This window comes from Rubneribacter sp. (genome assembly GCF_965361815.1).
The window spans coordinates 1-18,511 of the sequence record NZ_CBDTNW010000097.1 but is presented as its reverse complement, the minus strand read 5'-3'; the positions used below and the strand labels follow the sequence as shown (position 1 = coordinate 18,511).

Here is an 18,511-nt window from a genome sequence, read left to right as displayed (position 1 = left end):
GTACAACGGAAGTAAGCAGGCGGCGAGAAACACAAAACGCCACAGACTGGGGCGGAGACCAACGCTGCCCCCCCGGGCCGGGGAAAGGGGGAGAAGATGAGAGAGGACGAGGAGCGCGCGCTCGCCCGCGCGCAAGCGGCGCTGCTCTCGACGGCGGCGCGCGTCATGCGCAGGCCCGACGCGGCGCTGGCCGAGGACGTGATCGCGGGCCGGCTGTCGCAAGGTTTGGAGAGCCTGGTCGGCGAAGGGGCCGAGGGCGCCCTTCGCGCGCTTGGCGAGCTGCGGGCCTTCGAGGGGTCCGTCGCGCACGTCGCGCCCGACGAGCTGCGGCTTCGTTTGGAGGTTGACTACAACCGGCTGTTCGTCGGGCCCGGCGCGCTCAAGGCGCCGCCGTACGAGAGCTATTACGCGAGCGAGGCGCGCGCACCGGGATCCGGGAGGCTGCGGACCGAGGAGGAGCGCCAGGTGGCGGGCGCGTACGCGCGATGCGGTTACGCGGTGCCCGAGGGCCTTGCCGAGCTGCCCGACCATGTGGCCGTGGAGCTGGAGTTCCTCGCGCTGCTCGCGCGCGACGAGGCGGCCGCCTGGGAGGCGGGGGACGATCGGCGCGCGCTCGAGCTTCAGGATGCTCAGGAGGGGTTCGTCGAGGAGCACCTGGGAAGATGGATCGAGCAGCTGGCGGCCCGCGTGCGCGCGGAGGCCCGGTGCCCCCTGTATCCCGCCGTGATCGACGTCGCGGCGGCGTACTGCGCCTGACCGAGGTGCCCTCGGGGATGCTTCGGGGGGCACGCTGCATCCGCCCCGTCGTTCGCGTTCGTTCCGCCATTCCATCCTCTCGCAATGTTTCACGTGAAACATTCGTTTGCCTTGCGCGCCGCGCCGGGGGATCGCCGCGGGTTTGCTATACTGGCGGCATCGTCTTTCGGAAAGGGGCGGGCATGACCGCGGACAACCCATCGGATTTCCCGTACGAGCCTGTGCGCGAGACGGCCGACTCCGTCCTGCGCCAGGGCTATTGGGACGTCGCGACGGGATTGCAGCAGGTTGACGGCCTGGTTCCGTCAGACTACCTGCGCTCTTTGGCGCACGAGCACGCCTCCGGCGTTCGCAGCATCGAGGAGACCGGCCGTATCCTGCGCGCCTATTACCGCGAGCGCCCGCGCCAAAGCCTCGGCTCCCAAGGCTCGTGCCCCCCAGATGAACAGGATTGCCGCGAGGCCGATTTGGTGAGCCAGCGCATCGTGGAGGTGCTCTCGCGCGGGGCCTTCGCCCTCATGCCGTCAATGCTCTCCGTCGTTCACAAGGAGCTGTTTTGCGACCTTGACCCCCAGGTGTACGGGCCGGGCAGGTACAAGACCGTCGCGCTGCAAAAAAGCGAGCTTGTCCTCAACGGCGACAGCGTGGTCTATGCCGACCCCTCGCTCGTGGAGCGGTCCTTGGCGTTTTTGTTCGATGAGGAGCTTGGCTACGCGTACGGCGTCGATCTCGACGAGGCGAGCCTCGCCCATCTTGCCCGGTTCGTTGCGCGGCTGTGGCAGGTGCACCCGTTCGCGGAGGGCAATACGCGAACAGTGGCGGTGTTCACGGTCCTCTACCTGCGCCATCTGGGATTCGACGCGGACAACGAGCCGTTCGCGCGCCATGCGCGCTATTTTCGGGATGCGCTCGTGCGTGCGAACTACCGAAACGCCAAGGCGAAGGTGATGCCCGACGCGTCGTATCTGCTCCGTTTCTTCGAGAACCTGCTTTCAGACGCCCGCCACGAGCTGCGCTCGCGCGACCTCATGGTGCACGAGCTGTACGCCGATCCCTCGCTTTTGCGCAACGTCGATCCCTCCCGGGCAATCGCGAAGCCTTGACGGCATTTCGCGCCTTCCCGCATCCTGCGCATCTATCTGCAATCACTTTCGAATGTTGTTTCACGTGAAACAACCGCCTGCCTCCGCAGGGCTCTCTGCTAAACCAGCGCTGGTGCGGACTCCGCTGGAGGCGATTCGGCGAAGGGGCCGCAGGGCCTATCGGTTCCCCGTCCGCATCCATCCCGCCGTCCGCATCCATCCCGTCGCCCGCATTCATCCAGCTGTTCGCATCTATCCCGCTGTTCGCTTCCGCCCTGTCGCTCGCATTCGTTCTGTTGCCCGCATCCGCTCCGCCGCCCGCATGTCCCGCCGCCCGCATCCGCCCTGTCGCTCGCTTCCGCCCCCCGTTGCGAATGTTTCACGTGAAACATTCGTTTGCCTTGCGCGTCGCGCCGGAGGATAGTCACGGGTTTGCTATACTGGCGGGCATGGACGAGCGACGCGAACAACCTGACGCAACCGCTTTCTCCGACGGCGACGGGGGCGGTTTCACGCGCCTGCCCGAAGCCGCTGGGGCTGGCGAAGCCGGCAGGGCCGCCGGAGCCGTCGAAAGCCCCGCGCCCGCCGAAAGCGCCGCAGAGCGCCTCGAGCGCATCAAGCGGGAGCTGGACAGCGTGCCCGCGCTGCCGGGCGTGTACCTGTGGAAGGACGCGCAGGGCCAGGTCATCTACGTGGGCAAGGCGAAGCAGCTGCGCGCGCGCATGCGCCAGTACGTGAACTTCCAGGACGAGCGCGCGAAGATCCCTTTGCTTGTGGACCAGATAGACAGCTTCGACTACATCGTGGTGGAGAGCGAGCACGAGTCGCTCGTGCTGGAGAAGAACCTCATCAACCAGCATGCGCCGTTTTTCAACGCCGACTTCAAAGACGACAAGTCCTACCCCTTCATCGCGCTCACGAAAGGCGACGTGTTTCCCGCCATCAAGTACACGCGCGAGAAGCACCGCCCCGACACGCGCTACTTCGGCCCCTACACCGACAGCCGCGCCGCCCGCGAGATGGTGGACATCGCACGGCGCGTGGTGCCGCTGTGCGCCGCGTCGTGCGCTGACTGGCGCGGCCTCAAGCGCCGCCTTGAGAAGGACCCGCTCGCGCTGCTCGCGCGCGACGCGCGCCCGTGCTTCGACGCGCACGTGGGCCTGGGTCCCGGCGCGTGCTGCGGGCGCATCTCGCCCGAGGAGTACCGAACGAACGTCAAGCGCATCGAGCGCTTCTTGTCGGGCCAGCATCGCGAGTTCGTCGACGAGCTGACCGCCGAGATGGCCGAGGCCGCCGCCGAGCTGGACTTCGAGCGCGCCGCGCGCGTCAAGGCGCGCATCGACACCATCGCGGGCCTTGCCGACAAGCAGCATGCCGTGTCCGCGCGCAACCTGGACGCCGACGTGGTGGGCCTGTTCCGCGAGGAGACGGTGGCGGGCGTGCACGTGTTCATGGTGCGCGAGGGCCGCATCGTCAACTCCAACGAGTTCATCTTGAACCGCGGCAAGGACGTGCCCGACGACGACCTTCTGCACATGTTCCTGCTGCGCTACTACGACGCCACCACCTCCATCCCGCACGAGGTCATCCTGCGCGAGACGCCCGAGGACGCCGAGGCCATGGAGGCGTGGCTCACAAGCAAGCTGGCCAGCCCCCACGGCGCGAAGGTGCGCTTCTGCGCGCCGCGCAAGGGGGAGAAGGCCGAGCTTGTGGGCATGGCCGAGACGAACGCCAAACACACGCTCATGCGCTACAAGGTGCGCACGAACTACGACGACAAGCGCATCAACGACGCGCTTTTGCAGCTGGAGAGCGCCCTTGCCCTCGACGAGCCGCCCCTGCGCATCGAATGCTTCGACATCTCCACCATCCACGGCTCCTACACGGTGGCCTCGATGGTGGTGTTCACCAACGGCAAGCCCGACAAGAACCAGTACCGTCGCTTCAAGATCAAGACGCCGCTTGACGAGGCGAACGATTTTTTGTCCATGCAGGAGGTGATGAGCCGCCGCTACGCGCCCGAGCGCATGGCCGATGCGCGCTTCGGCTCAAAGCCCGACCTCATCATCCTCGACGGCGGCAAGCCGCAGCTGTCTGCGGCGCTCGAGATGTTCGACCGCATGGGCATCGACGACATCGCGATGTGCGGTTTGGCCAAGCGCGACGAGGAGCTGTTCGTGCCCTGGCAGGACACGGGCCCTGTGGTGCTGCCGAGCGGTTCGGCGTCGCTTTACCTGGTGAAGCAGGTGCGCGACGAGGCGCACCGCTTCGCCATCACGTTCCACCGCGAGCTGCGCGGCAAGGGCATGACGGCTTCCATCTTGGACGACGTGACGGGCATGGGGCCGGTGCGCAAAAAGGCCCTGCTCAAGCATTTCAAATCGTTCAGGAACCTGAAAGCGGCCACGCTCGAGGACATCAAGGCGGCCCGCGTCGTGCCCGAAGAGGTGGCCGAGGAGCTGTTCTGCGTGCTCCAGCAGTATAATAGCGAGCGGAAGGACGAGCGCGTCGTGGGCGGCGACGGTGCGGCGGGGGCCGCCGCAGCCTGCGCGCGCGATGCGGACGAAGGGACTGCGGATGAGCGAACAGACGGTTGACCTGGAACTCATGCCCGAGCTCGTCATTGTGACGGGCATGAGCGGCGCAGGCCGCACCGAAGCCATGCACGTGTTCGAGGACCTGGACTACTTCTGCGTGGACAACCTGCCCTCGAGCCTCATCGGGAGCCTGCTCGAGCTTGCCGGCATGCCCGGCCAGCCCGACGAGCGCCGCCGTTTGGCGGTGGTGTGCGACGCGCGCAACGGCGACTTCTTCGCCAACCTGAAAGCCGAGCTTGCCAAGCTGAGGGAGCGGGGCATCGACTACCGGGTGCTGTTTTTGGACGCCGCCGACGAGAAGCTGATCTCCCGGTACAAATCAAGCCGCCGCCGGCATCCGCTGTGCACGGACGGGTCGTCCATCGCTCGGGGGATAGAGCGCGAGCGCAGCCTGCTGTTCGCCCTGCGCGAAGGGGCCCATCACGTCATCGACACCACCGACATGCTGCCGCCGCAGCTGCGCGCCACCATCCGCGCGCTGTTCGCGCCCGGAGAGGAGCGCGCGGGGTTGCAGGTGACGGTGTACTCGTTCGGCTTCAAGCACGGCGCGCCGCTTGACGCGGACCTGGTCATGGACGTGCGCTTTCTGCCGAATCCCTACTACGATCCCGCTTTGCGCCCCTTCACGGGGCTTGACGCGCCCGTGCGCGATTTCGTGCTGTACCGTCCCGAGACCGAGGAGTTCCAGAAGAAGTGGCGCGCGCTGCTCGACGTGGTCATGCCCGGCTACGTGGCGGAGGGCAAGCAGCAGCTCGCCATCGCCGTGGGATGCACGGGCGGGCAGCACCGCAGCGTGGCGCTCGCGGAGTCCACGGCCGACTACCTCAAGGGGAAGGGCTACCGCGTGAGCATCGCGCATCGGGACCTGAAACTGGCGGAGGGCGCCGACGGACGCCTGGTCGCAGACTCGTCCGCGGCCGCGCCGTCCGCGGGGCGCTAGGAGACGGCATGCGTCCTTTCGTCCACGACTCGTCCATGACGGCCTCGTTCGCGCCTTTGCGCGCGGCGCGGCCCGTGGTGCCTGCGGGCGAGCGCCTGCGGGCCGTGGTCATCGGCGGCGGAACGGGCGCGCCGGTGTCCATCCGCACGCTTCTGTCCATGGGCTTCGAGACGAGCGCCGTGGTGGCCATGGCCGACGACGGAGGCTCGACGGGCATCCTGCGCGAGGAGGCGCACGTCACGCCGCCCGGCGACGTGCGCAAGTGCATCGCCGCCATGGCGGCCGATCCCGCCGACCCGCTTACGAAGGCGTTCAAGTACCGCTTCCCCTTCGCGCGCAACCACACGCTCGGAAACTTGATGCTGTCGGCCCTGGAGGACGCGGCGGGGTCGTTCCCCGAGGCCGTGGCCATTTGCGAGCGGTTGCTGAACGCGCGCGGGCACGTGTACCCCTCCACGCTCGACCGGGTGTCGCTCGAGGCGCGCACGAGGGACGGGCGCGTGCTGGAAGGGCAGGCGGTGGCGTGCCATTCCCGCACGGCGCTCGAGCGCGTGCGGCTGCGGGCGGACCGGCCCATCGTGCCCTACGAGCCCGCGCTCGACGCCATCCGCGAGGCGGACCTCATCGTGCTGGGCCCCGGCTCTCTTTTCACCTCCATCGTGCCCAACCTGCTGGTGCCCGGCGTGACGGAGGCCGTCCGCGCCTCGAAGGGGGCCACGCTGTTCGTGTGCTCGCTGGCCGACATGCAGGGGGAGACCTGGGGGCTTACCGCGCGCGAGCACGTTGAGGCGCTCATGGACCACGGCATGCGCGGCATCCTGGACTACGTGCTGGTCCACACGCCGGTGCCGCTGCGGCCCGACAGCCCCGCCACAGGCGTGTTCGGCGCCGCGACGGGGGCCGAGCCCGAGCATTCCTCCACGTCCGGCATGGGCTACGAACAGCTTGCCGGGCGCATCCGCCCCGTGGCCGTGAGCCATCGGGCCGTTCAGGCCATCCAAGCGCAGGGACCGGTGGTGATCGCGCGCGACCTTGTGGATCGCGAGCGTCCCACCTGGCATGATCCCGTGGCGCTGCGCGACGCTTTCTCGGGGGTGCTGAAGCTATGTCGTTCACGGCGGAGGTGAAAGACGAGCTGGCGCGTGTCCCTCCCGTGTGCTCGCACTGCGACAAGGCGACCTTGGCGGCGCTCGTGCGCATAGAGGGCACGCTGTTCTTCAGCGGGCAGGGACGCTACCGCGTCGAGGTCGCCACCGACGCGCCGTCGGTGGCGCGCCTGGTCATCAAGCTGCTCCACGAGCTGTACCATCTTCAGACGAACCTCACGGTGCGCCGCAGCGTGCTGCACAAGACGCCGAACTACCTCATAGAGGTGCCGGCGCAGCCTCGGTTGGCCGAATCGCTGACCGACATGGGCGTGCTCTCGCCCGAAGGCGGCCTTGAGATGGGCGTCAAGCCCGCGCTCGTGGCCAAGGAGTGCTGCACGGCCGCCTACCTGCGCGGGGCGTTTTTGGGCAGCGGCTTTGTGTCCGACCCGCGCGGCGATTTCCATTTCGAGGTGACGGTGGAGAGCGAGGAGCTGGCCGAGGACCTGGTCGGGCTGCTTGAGCTCAAGGGCATCAAGGCGCGGGTCATGCAGAGGCGCAGCTCGTACATGGTCTACCTCAAAAGCGGCGCCGCCATCTTGGAGTTCCTCGCCTTCGCCGGCGCCCATCAAAGCGCGCTGGCCATGGAGAACGCCCGCGTCATCAAAAGCGTGCGCAACGACGTGAACCGCCAGACCAACGCGGAGATGGCCAACCAGGCCAAGGCGGCCAACGCCTCGGTGGACCAGATCTACGCCATTCGGGTGGTGCTGGAGGCGCACGGCATGGAGAACCTGCCGCCGGCGCTGCAGGAGTTCATCAAGCTGCGCGTCACCTATCCCGACGCCACGCTCAAAGAGCTGGGCGAGCGCGCGAACCCCCCGCTGTCCAAAAGCGCCGTCTACCACCGCGTCCGCCGCATCGAGCAGATGGCGCGCGAGGTCCAGGGAAGAAGCTGACAGCTCCACAGCGGCCCCATGGAGATTGACGGCGGGTCGCGCCGCATTCTCGACCGATGGGAAAAGCACGGCGGCGTTAGCGGCCGCGAGCGTCTTTCCTTGCTGCCGCACGGTCTTCGCTTTCGCCGGCTTCATCCTGCGGCCGCGAGCGAAGCAAACGCCCGCATCTTGCGTTAAGCGCTTGCGACCAAGGGGCGCGCGCGTGCGCTTTCCGCTGTGCGGCGGGGCATGCCGCTTGCCCGCTTTTTCTTGGGAGAGCGGGGCGGGCAGGGCGTGCGAGCAGGGCGCCCGTGGTATGATCGGGCCGTCTTCACGGCACCGAATGAGTATCTTGACGAAAGGAGATACGCATGGCAACGAAAGTGGGCATCAACGGATTCGGCCGCATCGGGCGGTTGGTGTTCCGCGCGATGGCGAACGATCCCGATCTGGAGGTTGTGGCCATCAACGATTTGGGCGACATCCCCACGATGGCGCACTTGCTGAAGTACGATTCCGTCCACGGCCGCGCGTTCGCGTCGGTGGAGGCCACCGAGGACGGCATCGTGGCCGACGGCCATGCGTTCAAGGTGCTCTCCGAGCGCGAGCCGTCCAACCTCCCTTGGGGCGAGCTGGGGGTCGACGTGGTGGTGGAGGCCACCGGCATCTTCAAGACCGGCGAGCTGGCGCAGAAGCACATCGACGCCGGCGCCAAGAAGGTGGTCATCACCTGCCCGGCCAAGGGCGAGGACATCACCGTGGTGATGGGCGTGAACGACGGCGACTACGACAAGGACAAGCACCACATCATCTCCAACGCCTCGTGCACCACGAACTGCCTGGCGCCCGTGGCCAAGGTGCTGCTGGACACGTTCGGCATCAAGCGTGGGTTCATGAACACCATCCACGCCTACACCAACGACCAGAAGATCCTCGACCTGCCGCACAAGGACCTGCGCCGCGCCCGCGCGGCCGCCATGTCCATGATCCCCACCACCACGGGCGCCGCGCGCGCCGTGTCGCTTGTGCTGCCGGAGCTCAAGGGCAAGCTGGACGGCTTCGCCACGCGCGTTCCCACGCCTGACGGCTCGATGGTCGACCTCACGGTGGAGCTTGAGAAGCCCGCCACGGTCGAGGAGATCAACGCCGCCATGAAGGCCGCGGCCGAAGGCCCCCTCGCGGGCATCCTGGAGTACCAGACCGACCCCATCGTGTCCATCGACATCGTGGGCGACGCGCACTCCTCCATCTTCGATTCGGGCCTGACCATGGTGATGGGCGGCGAAGGCAACTTCGTGAAGGTCATCAGCTGGTACGACAACGAGTGGGGTTATTCCAACCGCGTGAAGGACTTGGTCAAGATCCTTCTGTAAGGAAAGCGCGAAAAAAAGGGGGCTGCGGCGCGATGCCGCAGCCCTTCTGCCGTTTCAGGCGACGCGTTCGCCTTGCCGTGCGGAACGGACGCAGACGAAGGAGGTGGCGCCATGTCGTTCACCGGGGTTTTCGCGAATGTCCTGCTCGCCGTCATCTACCTGATCCCCCTCGTCGTCGCGCTGTTCGTCCTGCGCGAGTTCTTCCGCATGGCGAAGGCGGTGCAGGCGCTCGAGCTGGCGCAGAAAGAGCACGCGGCGAACATGGAACGGGCGATGCGGGAGCTGATTGCCGCGCAGAAAGAGCAAACGGAGCTGATGCGCTCGCCGGAGCGCATCGCGGACGATTCGACGGGACGACAACATGAGTGACATCAAAACCATTGACGAGCTGGTCGCGCAGGACGTGCGCGGCAAGCGCGTGCTCGTGCGCGTGGACTTCAACGTGCCGGTGGCCGGGGGCGCGGTGACCGACGACACGCGCATCCGCGCGGCGCTGCCCACCATCGAGAAGCTGACGGCAGGCGGCGCGCGCGTCGTGCTGATGAGCCATCTGGGGCGCCCTGCGGGCGAGGGCTTCGAGGAGGCGTTCACGCTGCGCCCCGCCGCGCTGCGCCTAGCCGAGCTTCTGGGCACGTCCGTCGTGTTCGCCGCCGACACGGTGGGGCCGGACGCGCAGGCCAAGGCCGCCGCGCTCGGCGACGGCGAGGTGCTCGTGCTCGAAAACCTGCGCTTCGACAAACGCGAGAAGAAAAACGACCCCGCGTTCTGCGAGGAGCTGGCATCGCTTGGCGAGGTCTATGTGAACGACGCGTTTGGCACCGCGCACCGCGCCCATGCCTCCACCGCCGGCGTGGCGGCGCTTCTGCCGGCGTACGCGGGCTACCTCATGCAGCGCGAGGTGTCCACGCTCACGGGCATGCTGGAAAAACCGCACCGCCCCTTCGCCGCCATTTTGGGCGGCTCGAAGGTGTCGGACAAGATCAAGGTCATCGACGCGCTCATGGACACCTGCGACACGCTCATTATCGGCGGCGGCATGTGCTTCACCTTCCTGCTTGCTCAGGGCAAGGCGGTGGGAACGTCGCTTAAAGAGGAGGACTGGGTGGAGCGCGCCGCGGCCATGATCGCGAAGGCCGAGGAGCGCGGCGTGCGGCTGCTGCTTCCCGTGGACGCGGTGTGCGCGGACCGCTTCGCCGAAGATGCCGAAACGCTCACGGTTTCGGCGGACGACATTCCCGATGATATGATGGGCCTCGACATAGGGCCCAAGACGGCGCGGCTCTACGCCGAGGCCGTGGCCGAGGCCAAGACCGTGTTCTGGAACGGCCCCATGGGCGTGTTCGAGATGGAGCCGTTCGCGGCGGGCACGAGGGCCGTCGCCCAGGCCGTGGCCGACAACGCCGAGGCGGACACCGTCATCGGCGGCGGCGATAGCGTGGCGGCGGTGAACAAGTTCGGCCTGGCCGACAAGATGACGTTCATCTCCACCGGCGGCGGCGCGTCCATGGAGCTTGTGCAGGGCGAGGCCCTGCCGGGCGTGGAGGCTTTGAGAAAGTAGCAAGTTGGCGCACAAGGGCGCCCCGCCAAACCGGCCTCGCTGGGCACCCGGGCGCCCCCCCCTTTGGCGAGAGGGTGGGAAGGAGAATCGCATGACGCGCAAACCCCTGATGGCAAGCAACTGGAAGATGAACAACACCGTCGCGGAGGCGGTGGTGCTCACCCAGGAGATCTCGAACCGTTACGAGAAGGAGTGGGCCGAGGCGGTGGACGTGCTCGTCTGCCCGCCGTTTGTGGACCTCAAGCCCGCCAAGACCGTGCTCGATTTCGACAAGACCAAGGTGGCGGTGGGCGCGCAGAACGTGCACTGGGAGCCGAAGGGCGCGTTCACCGGCGAGGTGTCCGTGGCCATGATCAAGGAGATCGGCTGCGCGTGCTCCATCGTGGGGCACTCCGAGCGCAGGGAGCTGTTCGGCGAGACGAACGAGGATGTGAACCGCAAGGTGAAGGCGCTCGTGAGCGCGGGGCTTTACGCCGTGGTGTGCGTGGGCGAGTCGCTGGCCGTGCGCGAGGAGGGCACCACCGAAGAGTACGTCACCGCCCAGGTGCGCGCCGCGTTCGCTGGCGTGGACGCGCGCGACGCGGCGGAGTGCGTGGTCGCCTACGAGCCCATCTGGGCCATCGGGACGGGCCGCACGGCCACGCCCGAGCAGGCCGAGGCCGTGTGCGCGGCCATCCGCGCCACGCTCGCGGAGCTGTTCGGCGACGAGACGGCCGACGCCATGCGCGTTTTGTACGGCGGCTCCATGAACGTGGGCAACGTGGAGGGGCTTATGGCCCAGCCGAACATCGACGGCGGCCTGGTGGGCGGCGCGAGCCTGGAGGCGGCGTCGTTCGTGCAGCTGATCGAGGCGTGCCTGTGATGGCGCGCGCCGATCTGCCGCTGCCTGCGTGCCTGGTCATCATGGACGGCTTCGGCCTGGCCGAGCCGGGTTCGGGCAACGCCATCTCGCAGGCGCGCACGCCCGTTTTGGACGCGCTTTTCGCCGAGCGTTCCTGGACGCGGCTTGAAGCGTCGGGCGAGGCCGTGGGCTTGCCCGCGGGCCAGATGGGCAATTCGGAGGTGGGGCACCTCAACATCGGCGCGGGGCGGGTGGTGCACCAGGAGCTCACACGCGTGAACCGCGCCTGCGCCGACGGGTCGCTGGCGGAAAACCCGGTGCTTCGCCAGGCGTTTTCCCAGGCGTCGCGTCCGGGGGCGGCGCTGCATCTCATGGGCCTGCTCTCCGACGGAGGCGTGCATTCCTCCAACGCCCACCTCTACGCGCTTCTGCGCGCCGCGAAGCGCGCCGGGGTGCCGCATGCGGTGGTGCACTGCTTCATGGACGGGCGCGACGTGCCGCCCGAAAGCGGCGCGGGCTACGTGGCCGAGCTGGACGAGGTTCTGGCGGAGCTTTCGGACGAGGGGTTTGCGGCCGAGGTCGGCAGCATCGGCGGGCGCTACTACGCCATGGACCGCGACAAGCGCTGGGATCGCGTGGAGCGCGCGTGGCGGGCCGTGGTGCGCGCCGAGCCGCATACGGAGCGCACGCCCGCCCAGGTGATGGCCGACTCCTACGCCGCCGGCGTCACCGACGAGTTCGTGGAGCCGGTGGCGCTTTCCGCCCGCGGCGTGCGCGAGGGCGACGCCGTGGTGTTCTTCAACTTCCGCCCCGACCGCGCCCGCGAGCTTACGCGCGCGATGGTTGATCCGGCGTTCGACGGCTTTGCGCGCGGCGCGTGGCCGCAGGTGGGGTTCGTGTGCCTGACCGAGTACGACCCGGAGATCCCTGCGCCGGTGGCCTTTCCCAAGGAGTTTCCCGCCGACGTGCTGGCCGACGTGCTGGCTGCGGCCGGCCTGCGCCAGTACCACATCGCCGAGACGGAGAAGTACGCTCATGTGACGTTTTTCTTAAACGGCGGGCGCGAGGAGCCTAAGGCCGGGGAGGAGCGCGTGCTGGTCCCCAGCCCCAAGGTGGCCACCTACGACCTCCAGCCCGAGATGAGCGAGCCTGAGGTGGCGCGCACGCTGGCAGCGGCCATCGACGCGGATGAGGCCGACGTCTACATCGTGAACTTCGCCAACTGCGACATGGTGGGGCACACCGGCGTGGTCCCGGCCGCGGTGGCGGCTGTGGAGGCGGTGGACGCCGGCGTGGGCGAGGTGCTGGCCGCCCTCGAGCGCAAGGGCGGCGTCGCGCTTGTGACGGCCGACCACGGCAACGCCGACAAGATGGTGGCCGAGGACGGCTCGCCGTTCACCGCGCACACCACGGCCCTCGTGCCGCTTGTCCTTGCGGACTTCTCGGGTGCGAACCGCGCCCTCGACGGCCGCCAGGGCGCGCTCTGCGACATCGCGCCCACGCTGCTCGCGCTTGCGGGCTTGGAGGCCCCCGCGGCCATGACGGGACAAAGCCTGCTCGCATAGCGCTCCGGCTGCGGCGGGCGCGTCCTCGCGCTTTGCCGCGGACGCGTGCGGACGACGGCGCCGCGCCGCGCGGGCTTCTGGCGAAGGCGGGAGGGGCTTCTCCCGCCTTCGCCTTCGTGCTTTCCCCTGCGGGGCATCCGATGGGGATGGGGGAGAAAGGGGAGGGGGAAACTGCGATTTTCTTGCCCCGGCCGTCCGACTCGGCTATACTGAGCGAATTATGTGACCGACGTGTTTTCTGCAAAGGAAGAGAAAAACCTTGAATCCGCTTCTCATCATCGTCATCGCCCTGCTCGTGCTCTCGGGCATCGGGCTCATCATCTTCATCCTGCTCCATTCCGGCAAGGGCACGGGTGTGTCGGACATGATCGCCAGCTCCGTGTACTCCACGCAAACCGGCACGAGCATCGTGGAGAAGAACCTCGACCGCATCACCATCGTCTTGGCCATCGTGTTCATGGCGTCGCTCATCGCGCTCATGATCATCTACCCCCATGGGAGCATCGCGGGCAACTAGGGCGCAGGTGTCGGCGGCCCCGCCTTCGTTTTCGGCGTCGGGCTCGCTGCTGCGGAATTCGCTGAAATTCCCCCTTCACAACGGGGAGGGCTTCGGGTAGAATGTCCACCGTTGCGTTTGAGCAGCATGTCGGAGTGGTGGAACGGCAGACACGCTAGCTTGAGGTGCTAGTGCCCATCTAACGGGTGTGCGGGTTCAAATCCCGCCTCCGACACCAGGAAAAGACAGAGAGCCTTCGGGCTCTCTTTTCGTATGCGGGCTCGTTGCGCGACGCGGCGGGCGGAAGGCGCTCGAAAGGAGGGGCGGCGTCATGTCCAAGGCGCTGGCGACGAAATCGCCCGTTTCGGAGCGCATGCGCTCCATTCAGCGGGTGCTCTGGATCATCCTTGCGCTCAACCTGGCCGTAGCGGCGGCGAAGTACGTGTGGGGCGCGGTGAGCGGCTCCGAGTCGATGCAGGCCGACGGCATCCATTCGGTGTTCGATTCGGCGGGCAACGTGGTGGGGCTTGTGGGCATCGCGATAGCGGCGCGGCCGGCCGACGAGGGGCATCCCTACGGGCATGCGAAGTTCGAGACGTACGCGAGCTTGGCCATCGGCGCGCTTCTTCTGCTGGCGGCGTTCGAGGTGGGGTCGAGCGCTGTGGGCAAGCTTGCGGAGGGCGCGTACACCGCCGAGGTCACGCCGGTGTCGTTTGCGGTGATGATCGGTACGCTCGCGGTCAACCTGGGGGTGACCGCTTATGAGCGGCGCGCCGCCAAGCGCCTGGGCAGCGAGGTGCTGGCGGCGGATGCGAACCACACGCTCTCCGATGCGCTTGTGTCGGTGGGCGTGATCGTGGGGCTTGCCGCCGTGGCGCTTGGATTCCCCATGGCGGACCCGGTGATGGCGCTCGTGGTGACGGTCGCCATCTTGGCCACGGCCGCCGACGTGTTCAAGCACGCCCTTGCCACGCTCTCGGACCGCGCGCGCATTCCCGAGGCCGACTTGCGTGCCGCGGCCACGGCGGTGCCCGGCGTGCGGGACGCCCACCGCATTCGCACGCGCGGCACGGAAGGGGAGGTGTACGCCGATCTGCACGTGCTCGTGGACCCCGCCATGAGCGTTGCCGACGCGCATCGTCTGGCCGACGAGGTGGAGGAGGCCGTGCGGGCGCGTTTCCCGAACGTGATCGAGACGCTCGTGCACATAGAGCCCGACGACGGGCACGAGGAGTAGGGGGGCGCATGGCGGACGCGGTGTTCTTCGACGTGGGGGCCACGCTCATCCGGCCCTGCCCCTCGGTGGCCGAGACGATGGCCCGCGTGGCGGCCGAGCGGGGGCATGCGCTTTCCGTGCGCGACTTCGAGCCGCACATGCCGGCCATGGACGCCTACTACGAGGCTGAGTACCTGCGCGACGGCGACTTCTGGTGCTCGCATGAGGGATCGGTTGCCATCTGGCTTGACCAGTACCGCTTCGTGTGCCACCGGGTGGGCATCGGCGCCGACGCCGAAGGGATGGCCCGCGCCGTGCACGAGGCGTACCGTCGCGCCGAGGGTTGGGAGGTGTACCCTGACGTCGCCGCATGCCTGCGCGAGCTGAAGGGGCGCGGGCTTGTGCTCGCCGTCGTGTCGAACTGGGACGCCGAGCTGGAGGACCTGCTGCGCGATCTGCGCTTGCTGCCGTACTTCGACGCGGTGGTGTCAAGCGCTGCGGTGGGCTACCGCAAGCCGGACCCGGTCATCTTCGATCTGGCCTGCGAGGCGGTGGGCGTGCGGCCGGAGGCTGTCGTGCACGTGGGGGACCGGCCCGACGCCGACGGCGACGGGGCCGCGGCGGCCGGCGTGCGGCCCGTGATCGTGGACCGATCCGGCGCGCAGGAGGGCTGCGGCTACGAGCGCGTGGCGGCGCTCACGGAGTTGGCGGGCCTGCTCTAGCGCGAACGCGGCTAGCTGGCGGCTGTGCTCGGCGATCTGCGCGGTCCCGGCGCGCTTGCCTTCCGGTTGAATGTCGTGTCCGCACCCCCGTGCTTGCGCTTGTCCCATAGCTTGTATTTGGGTTCGCCCCTGCGTCCTGAAGTCGCTGCGCATGAAAAAAGCCGCCGGACGTTGGGTCCGGCGGCTCGGTTCCTCATGGTGGGCGATACAAGATTTGAACTTGTGACCCCTACCGTGTCAAGGTAGTGCTCTCCCCCTGAGCTAATCGCCCATGAACGCTCGCAGGAAAACCTCGTTCCCTGCCAGCGAGCAAGTAGTTTACCAGATAGCGGCGCTCTGTCAAAGCATCTTTTCAAAAAACCGCCGTCGCAACGGGAAAACGCCGGCAGAACGTCTGCAGAGGGTCCGGGGCAAACGAAAGCCCGCATACGACGAGCGGCGCACGAGGGGGGCGGGGACTGCGCGCGGCGGGTAGGGCGCACGAGGGGGCGGGGACTGCGCGCGGCGGGCGGAGACGCAAAGCGAGGGTAGGGGCCGCACGCGGCGGGCAGGGGCGCACGAGAGGGCAGGGGCAGCGTGCGACGTTCGCAGCCGGTGCCTGCGGCCCGGGTCACGAAAAGCGCGTCTGGTCGAATCGCGCTCGCTTGCGCTTGCGCTCGCCTTGCGCTCGCCGCCCCTTTCGTTGGCGAGAATTCCAAAACTTTCAGAAAAGAGGGCTTGCGCGAGCAGAGACGTTCCAGTATTATATTTCCTCGCCGATGCGGACGTGGCTCAGCTGGTAGAGCACGACCTTGCCAAGGTCGGGGTCGCGGGTTCGAACCCCGTCGTCCGCTCCATCGTCAGCGCAAGGCCGGTCATGAGCGATTTTGGCCGGCCTTTTCAGTGACGGTGCCGCCAAGGTGGCGACGTGGCCAAGTGGTAAGGCAGAGGCCTGCAAAGCCTTCACCCCCGGTTCGAATCCGGGCGTCGCCTCCAACCATTTTGTCGGAGACATCGGCAGCACGCATATGCGGACGTGGCTCAGCTGGTAGTGCACGACCTTGCCAAGGTCGGGGTCGCGGGTTCGAACCCCGTCGTCCGCTCCATGAGGATCGAGGGACCGAAGCGAATGCGCTTCGGTCCCTTTTGGTTTTGGGGGCCGTCGGCTCGGGAAGGGGGTAGGGTGCAAAACGGACGCGGGGGCGCGCCGTGCGGGAGAAAAGGATGATCGAGCAGGACCAGGCGCGACGGCAACGGCAGGCGAGCCAATCCCCTTGCTCGGGATAAGGGAGCCGAGAAGCAGCACGGTGCGTGCCCAGGCGCAGGGAAAATGATAAGATTGAGCCCACTGAAGCTGGCGAGGCGCGCGACGGTTCGCCATAGGGCTGCCGAGGGTCGAGGAGGGGATGTGGGCGCTTCCAATTTCAGCGAGGAGGAGCTTGCGGGCGCGTGCGCGGAGTTCCGCGCGGCCGTCCAGCTCGTCAAGGCCCGCCACGGGTTCGACTTCGTCTCCCTCGGCCTGACCGCGTTTATCGGCGCGCCGCTCAAATGGGTGTACAGCGCGGGCGCCACGGGCGAGCGGCACCGCAGGATCGTGCTGGCGCCGGGGCACGGCATAGGGGGCATCGCCATCAAGGCCGGCAAGCCCATGATGTTCACCGACATCGACGAGGAGATAGACCCGCGGGAGTACTCGTCTTATCCCATCGTGTTCGCCGAGGACCTGCGCAGCTTCTGCGCGCTGCCGCTGTCGCGCGGCGGGCGCGTGGTGGCCGTGCTCTTGTGCGCGTTCCGCTCCGTGGGCGGCCATCACGAGCAGGCCTACCGCAGCCTCATAGAGGGCCTTGGGGGACGCCTGCTCGGCATGGACGTGGTGTCCACGGACTTCATGGACTTCGAGGGCTTGGCCGCCGACCGGCGCGCCTCGTCTCAGCGCAACCCCATTTTCGTGCGCTCCGAGCTCTCCCGCGTCATCGCGGCGCAGGAGGACGAGCGCAAGCGCATATCGCGCGAGCTGCACGACGGCATAGCGCAGGAGCTTCTGGCGGTGTCGTTTTGCGTGAACCGCCTGGGGAGCCATGTGGACGAAGCGGGTTGGGAGGTTTTGGAGGAGGCGGCCAACGGCATCGACCGCATCCTTGACGAGCTGCACAACATCTCGGTGGAGCTGCGGCCCTCCGCGCTCGACCACCTGGGGTTCGAAGCGGCGCTGCACTCGCAGGCGGCGGTGTTCGAGAAAACTTACGGCACCGAGATCGTGTTTCAAGGCGGGCTTTCCCGGACGAGGTTCGACCAGGCTCTGGAGACGCAGGCGTACCGCATCTGCCAGGAGGCCATCCTGAACGCGTGCAAGTACTCGGAGGCGGACCGCGTGTACGTGTCGCTGGAGGATTCCGACGGGTGGCTGCATGCGCGCGTGGTGGATCACGGGGTGGGCTTCGACGTGGAGCATCCCCGGATCAAGGGGAGCGGCTGCGGTTTGTCGGGAATGCGCGAGCGCGCGAGCGTCATAGGCGCCACCCTCTCCATGGAGTCGGGTCCGCGCGGCACCTCGATCACGCTCGTGGCGCCCATGAACGCAATGGAAGGCAAGGGGGTCAAGGCATGATCCGCATCGTGCTGGCGGACGACCACGAGGTGGTTCGCGCAGGGTTCAAGATGATACTGGAGCAGGATCCCGATCTGTCGGTGGTGGCCGAGGCCGCCGACGGGGCGCAGGCGTACTCCATCGTCGCGCGCGAGAAACCCGACGTGCTGCTCATGGACATCTCCATGCCGCCGGGGCAAAGCGGCCTGGTGGCCTGCGAGAAGGTGGCCAAGGACTTCCCGGCCACGAAGGTGGTGATCCTCACCATGTTCGCCGAGCCGGAGTATCTGTTCTACACGCTGCGGGGCGGCGCGGCCGGCTACATCCTGAAGAACTCCAGCTCAGAAGAGCTGCTCTCGGCCGTGCACGCCGTGGCCGACGGCGGCAGCTACATCCATCCGAAGATGACGGCGCTGCTGACCAAGCAGCTTTCCCAAGGGGCTTCCGACGAGGACCGCTCCTATCAGCAGTTGTCGAACCGCGAGTTGGAGATACTCCAGCTTCTGGCCAAGGGGTTCACGAACAAGGAGATCTCCGAGCGGATATTCCTGTCGGTGAAGACCGTGGAGGCCCATCGCTCGAAGATCTACCAGAAGCTGGGATTGAAATCGCGCGCCGACTTGGTGGACTACGCGTTGCGCCACAAGCTGCTCGGCGTGTGAGGGAGCGGGCGGCGAAAGGTCCCCGCCTGCAGGGGGGGTGGGGGGGGTGGGGGGGGGGTTGGTTGGGGGGGGCATCGGGCCTTGAGCGTTGAAGGGGAGTCGATGCCTCCATCT

The 18,511-nt window shown here is 67.6% G+C and carries 16 protein-coding genes and 5 tRNA genes; 20 read left to right on the top strand and 1 reads right to left on the bottom strand.

The window, feature by feature from the left end; genetic code table 11:
• The first annotated feature begins 96 nt into the window (after positions 1 to 96).
• The 15 genes from ACWKY3_RS07230 (at position 97) to ACWKY3_RS07160 (ending at position 15,169) form a co-directional block, all read left to right on the top strand.
• Complete coding sequence (locus ACWKY3_RS07230; RefSeq protein ID WP_449315751.1) at positions 97 to 756, top strand: TorD/DmsD family molecular chaperone; 660 nt, start codon at positions 97 to 99, stop codon at positions 754 to 756.
• A 182-nt stretch (positions 757 to 938) separates the two neighbouring features.
• On the top strand, positions 939 to 1,859 hold the full coding sequence (locus ACWKY3_RS07225) for a Fic family protein (protein WP_449315750.1): 921 nt from the start codon (positions 939 to 941) through the stop codon (positions 1,857 to 1,859).
• A 428-nt stretch (positions 1,860 to 2,287) separates the two neighbouring features.
• Positions 2,288 to 4,435 (top strand): excinuclease ABC subunit UvrC, encoded by a 2,148-nt coding sequence (gene uvrC / locus ACWKY3_RS07220; protein WP_449315752.1) that lies wholly within the window; start codon positions 2,288 to 2,290, stop codon positions 4,433 to 4,435.
• The gene (gene rapZ, locus ACWKY3_RS07215; protein WP_449315749.1) at positions 4,416 to 5,375 is read left to right on the top strand and encodes an RNase adapter RapZ; all 960 of its coding nucleotides are present in this window, start codon (positions 4,416 to 4,418) and stop codon (positions 5,373 to 5,375) included. Before uvrC ends, rapZ begins: the two co-directional genes overlap by 20 nt.
• Positions 5,376 to 5,383: 8 nt before the next feature.
• Positions 5,384 to 6,502 carry a gluconeogenesis factor YvcK family protein gene (locus ACWKY3_RS07210; protein ID WP_449315748.1) on the top strand — a complete coding sequence of 373 codons (1,119 nt, stop codon included), beginning with the start codon at positions 5,384 to 5,386 and terminating at the stop codon, positions 6,500 to 6,502.
• Positions 6,481 to 7,419 carry a DNA-binding protein WhiA gene (gene whiA, locus ACWKY3_RS07205; protein WP_449315747.1) on the top strand — a complete coding sequence of 313 codons (939 nt, stop codon included), beginning with the start codon at positions 6,481 to 6,483 and terminating at the stop codon, positions 7,417 to 7,419. Before ACWKY3_RS07210 ends, whiA begins: the two co-directional genes overlap by 22 nt.
• A gap of 350 nt (positions 7,420 to 7,769) precedes the next feature.
• Positions 7,770 to 8,771, top strand: a complete 1,002-nt coding sequence (gene gap / locus ACWKY3_RS07200) for a type I glyceraldehyde-3-phosphate dehydrogenase (RefSeq protein WP_449315746.1) — start codon at positions 7,770 to 7,772, stop codon at positions 8,769 to 8,771.
• Positions 8,772 to 8,882: 111 nt separating this feature from the next.
• Positions 8,883 to 9,140 (top strand): hypothetical protein, encoded by a 258-nt coding sequence (locus ACWKY3_RS07195; RefSeq protein ID WP_449315745.1) that lies wholly within the window; start codon positions 8,883 to 8,885, stop codon positions 9,138 to 9,140.
• On the top strand, positions 9,133 to 10,329 hold the full coding sequence (locus ACWKY3_RS07190) for a phosphoglycerate kinase (RefSeq protein ID WP_449315744.1): 1,197 nt from the start codon (positions 9,133 to 9,135) through the stop codon (positions 10,327 to 10,329). The genes ACWKY3_RS07195 and ACWKY3_RS07190 overlap by 8 nt, the downstream gene beginning before the upstream one ends.
• A gap of 91 nt (positions 10,330 to 10,420) precedes the next feature.
• Entirely contained in the window at positions 10,421 to 11,191 is a 771-nt protein-coding gene (gene tpiA / locus ACWKY3_RS07185) for a triose-phosphate isomerase (protein ID WP_449315743.1), read from the top strand.
• Entirely contained in the window at positions 11,191 to 12,735 is a 1,545-nt protein-coding gene (gpmI, locus tag ACWKY3_RS07180; RefSeq protein ID WP_449315742.1) for a 2,3-bisphosphoglycerate-independent phosphoglycerate mutase, read from the top strand. Before tpiA ends, gpmI begins: the two co-directional genes overlap by 1 nt.
• Positions 12,736 to 12,994: 259 nt before the next feature.
• Positions 12,995 to 13,252: a preprotein translocase subunit SecG gene (gene secG, locus ACWKY3_RS07175; protein ID WP_449315741.1), complete on the top strand. Its 258-nt coding sequence runs from the start codon at positions 12,995 to 12,997 to the stop codon at positions 13,250 to 13,252.
• Between the two features lie 128 nt (positions 13,253 to 13,380).
• Positions 13,381 to 13,469: transfer RNA gene (locus tag ACWKY3_RS07170), tRNA-Leu, on the top strand.
• Between the two features lie 93 nt (positions 13,470 to 13,562).
• Positions 13,563 to 14,468 (top strand): cation diffusion facilitator family transporter, encoded by a 906-nt coding sequence (locus ACWKY3_RS07165; protein WP_449315740.1) that lies wholly within the window; start codon positions 13,563 to 13,565, stop codon positions 14,466 to 14,468.
• A gap of 8 nt (positions 14,469 to 14,476) precedes the next feature.
• Positions 14,477 to 15,169 carry an HAD family hydrolase gene (locus ACWKY3_RS07160; protein ID WP_449315739.1) on the top strand — a complete coding sequence of 231 codons (693 nt, stop codon included), beginning with the start codon at positions 14,477 to 14,479 and terminating at the stop codon, positions 15,167 to 15,169.
• Between the two features lie 196 nt (positions 15,170 to 15,365).
• On the opposite strand, the gene ACWKY3_RS07155 is transcribed toward ACWKY3_RS07160, so the two are convergent.
• Positions 15,366 to 15,440, bottom strand: a tRNA-Val gene (locus ACWKY3_RS07155).
• 489 nt (positions 15,441 to 15,929) lie between these two features.
• On the opposite strand from ACWKY3_RS07155, the gene ACWKY3_RS07150 reads away from it, so the two are divergent.
• The 5 genes from ACWKY3_RS07150 to ACWKY3_RS07130 all read left to right on the top strand — a co-directional run bounded on the left by ACWKY3_RS07150 (position 15,930) and on the right by ACWKY3_RS07130 (position 18,397).
• Positions 15,930 to 16,005: transfer RNA gene (locus ACWKY3_RS07150), tRNA-Gly, on the top strand.
• 65 nt (positions 16,006 to 16,070) lie between these two features.
• Positions 16,071 to 16,144, top strand: a tRNA-Cys gene (locus ACWKY3_RS07145).
• 34 nt (positions 16,145 to 16,178) lie between these two features.
• Positions 16,179 to 16,254, top strand: a tRNA-Gly gene (locus ACWKY3_RS07140).
• 302 nt (positions 16,255 to 16,556) lie between these two features.
• Positions 16,557 to 17,756: a GAF domain-containing sensor histidine kinase gene (locus ACWKY3_RS07135; RefSeq protein WP_449315738.1), complete on the top strand. Its 1,200-nt coding sequence runs from the start codon at positions 16,557 to 16,559 to the stop codon at positions 17,754 to 17,756.
• Positions 17,753 to 18,397: a response regulator gene (locus tag ACWKY3_RS07130; protein WP_449315737.1), complete on the top strand. Its 645-nt coding sequence runs from the start codon at positions 17,753 to 17,755 to the stop codon at positions 18,395 to 18,397. Before ACWKY3_RS07135 ends, ACWKY3_RS07130 begins: the two co-directional genes overlap by 4 nt.
• Positions 18,398 to 18,511: the final 114 nt, after the last annotated feature.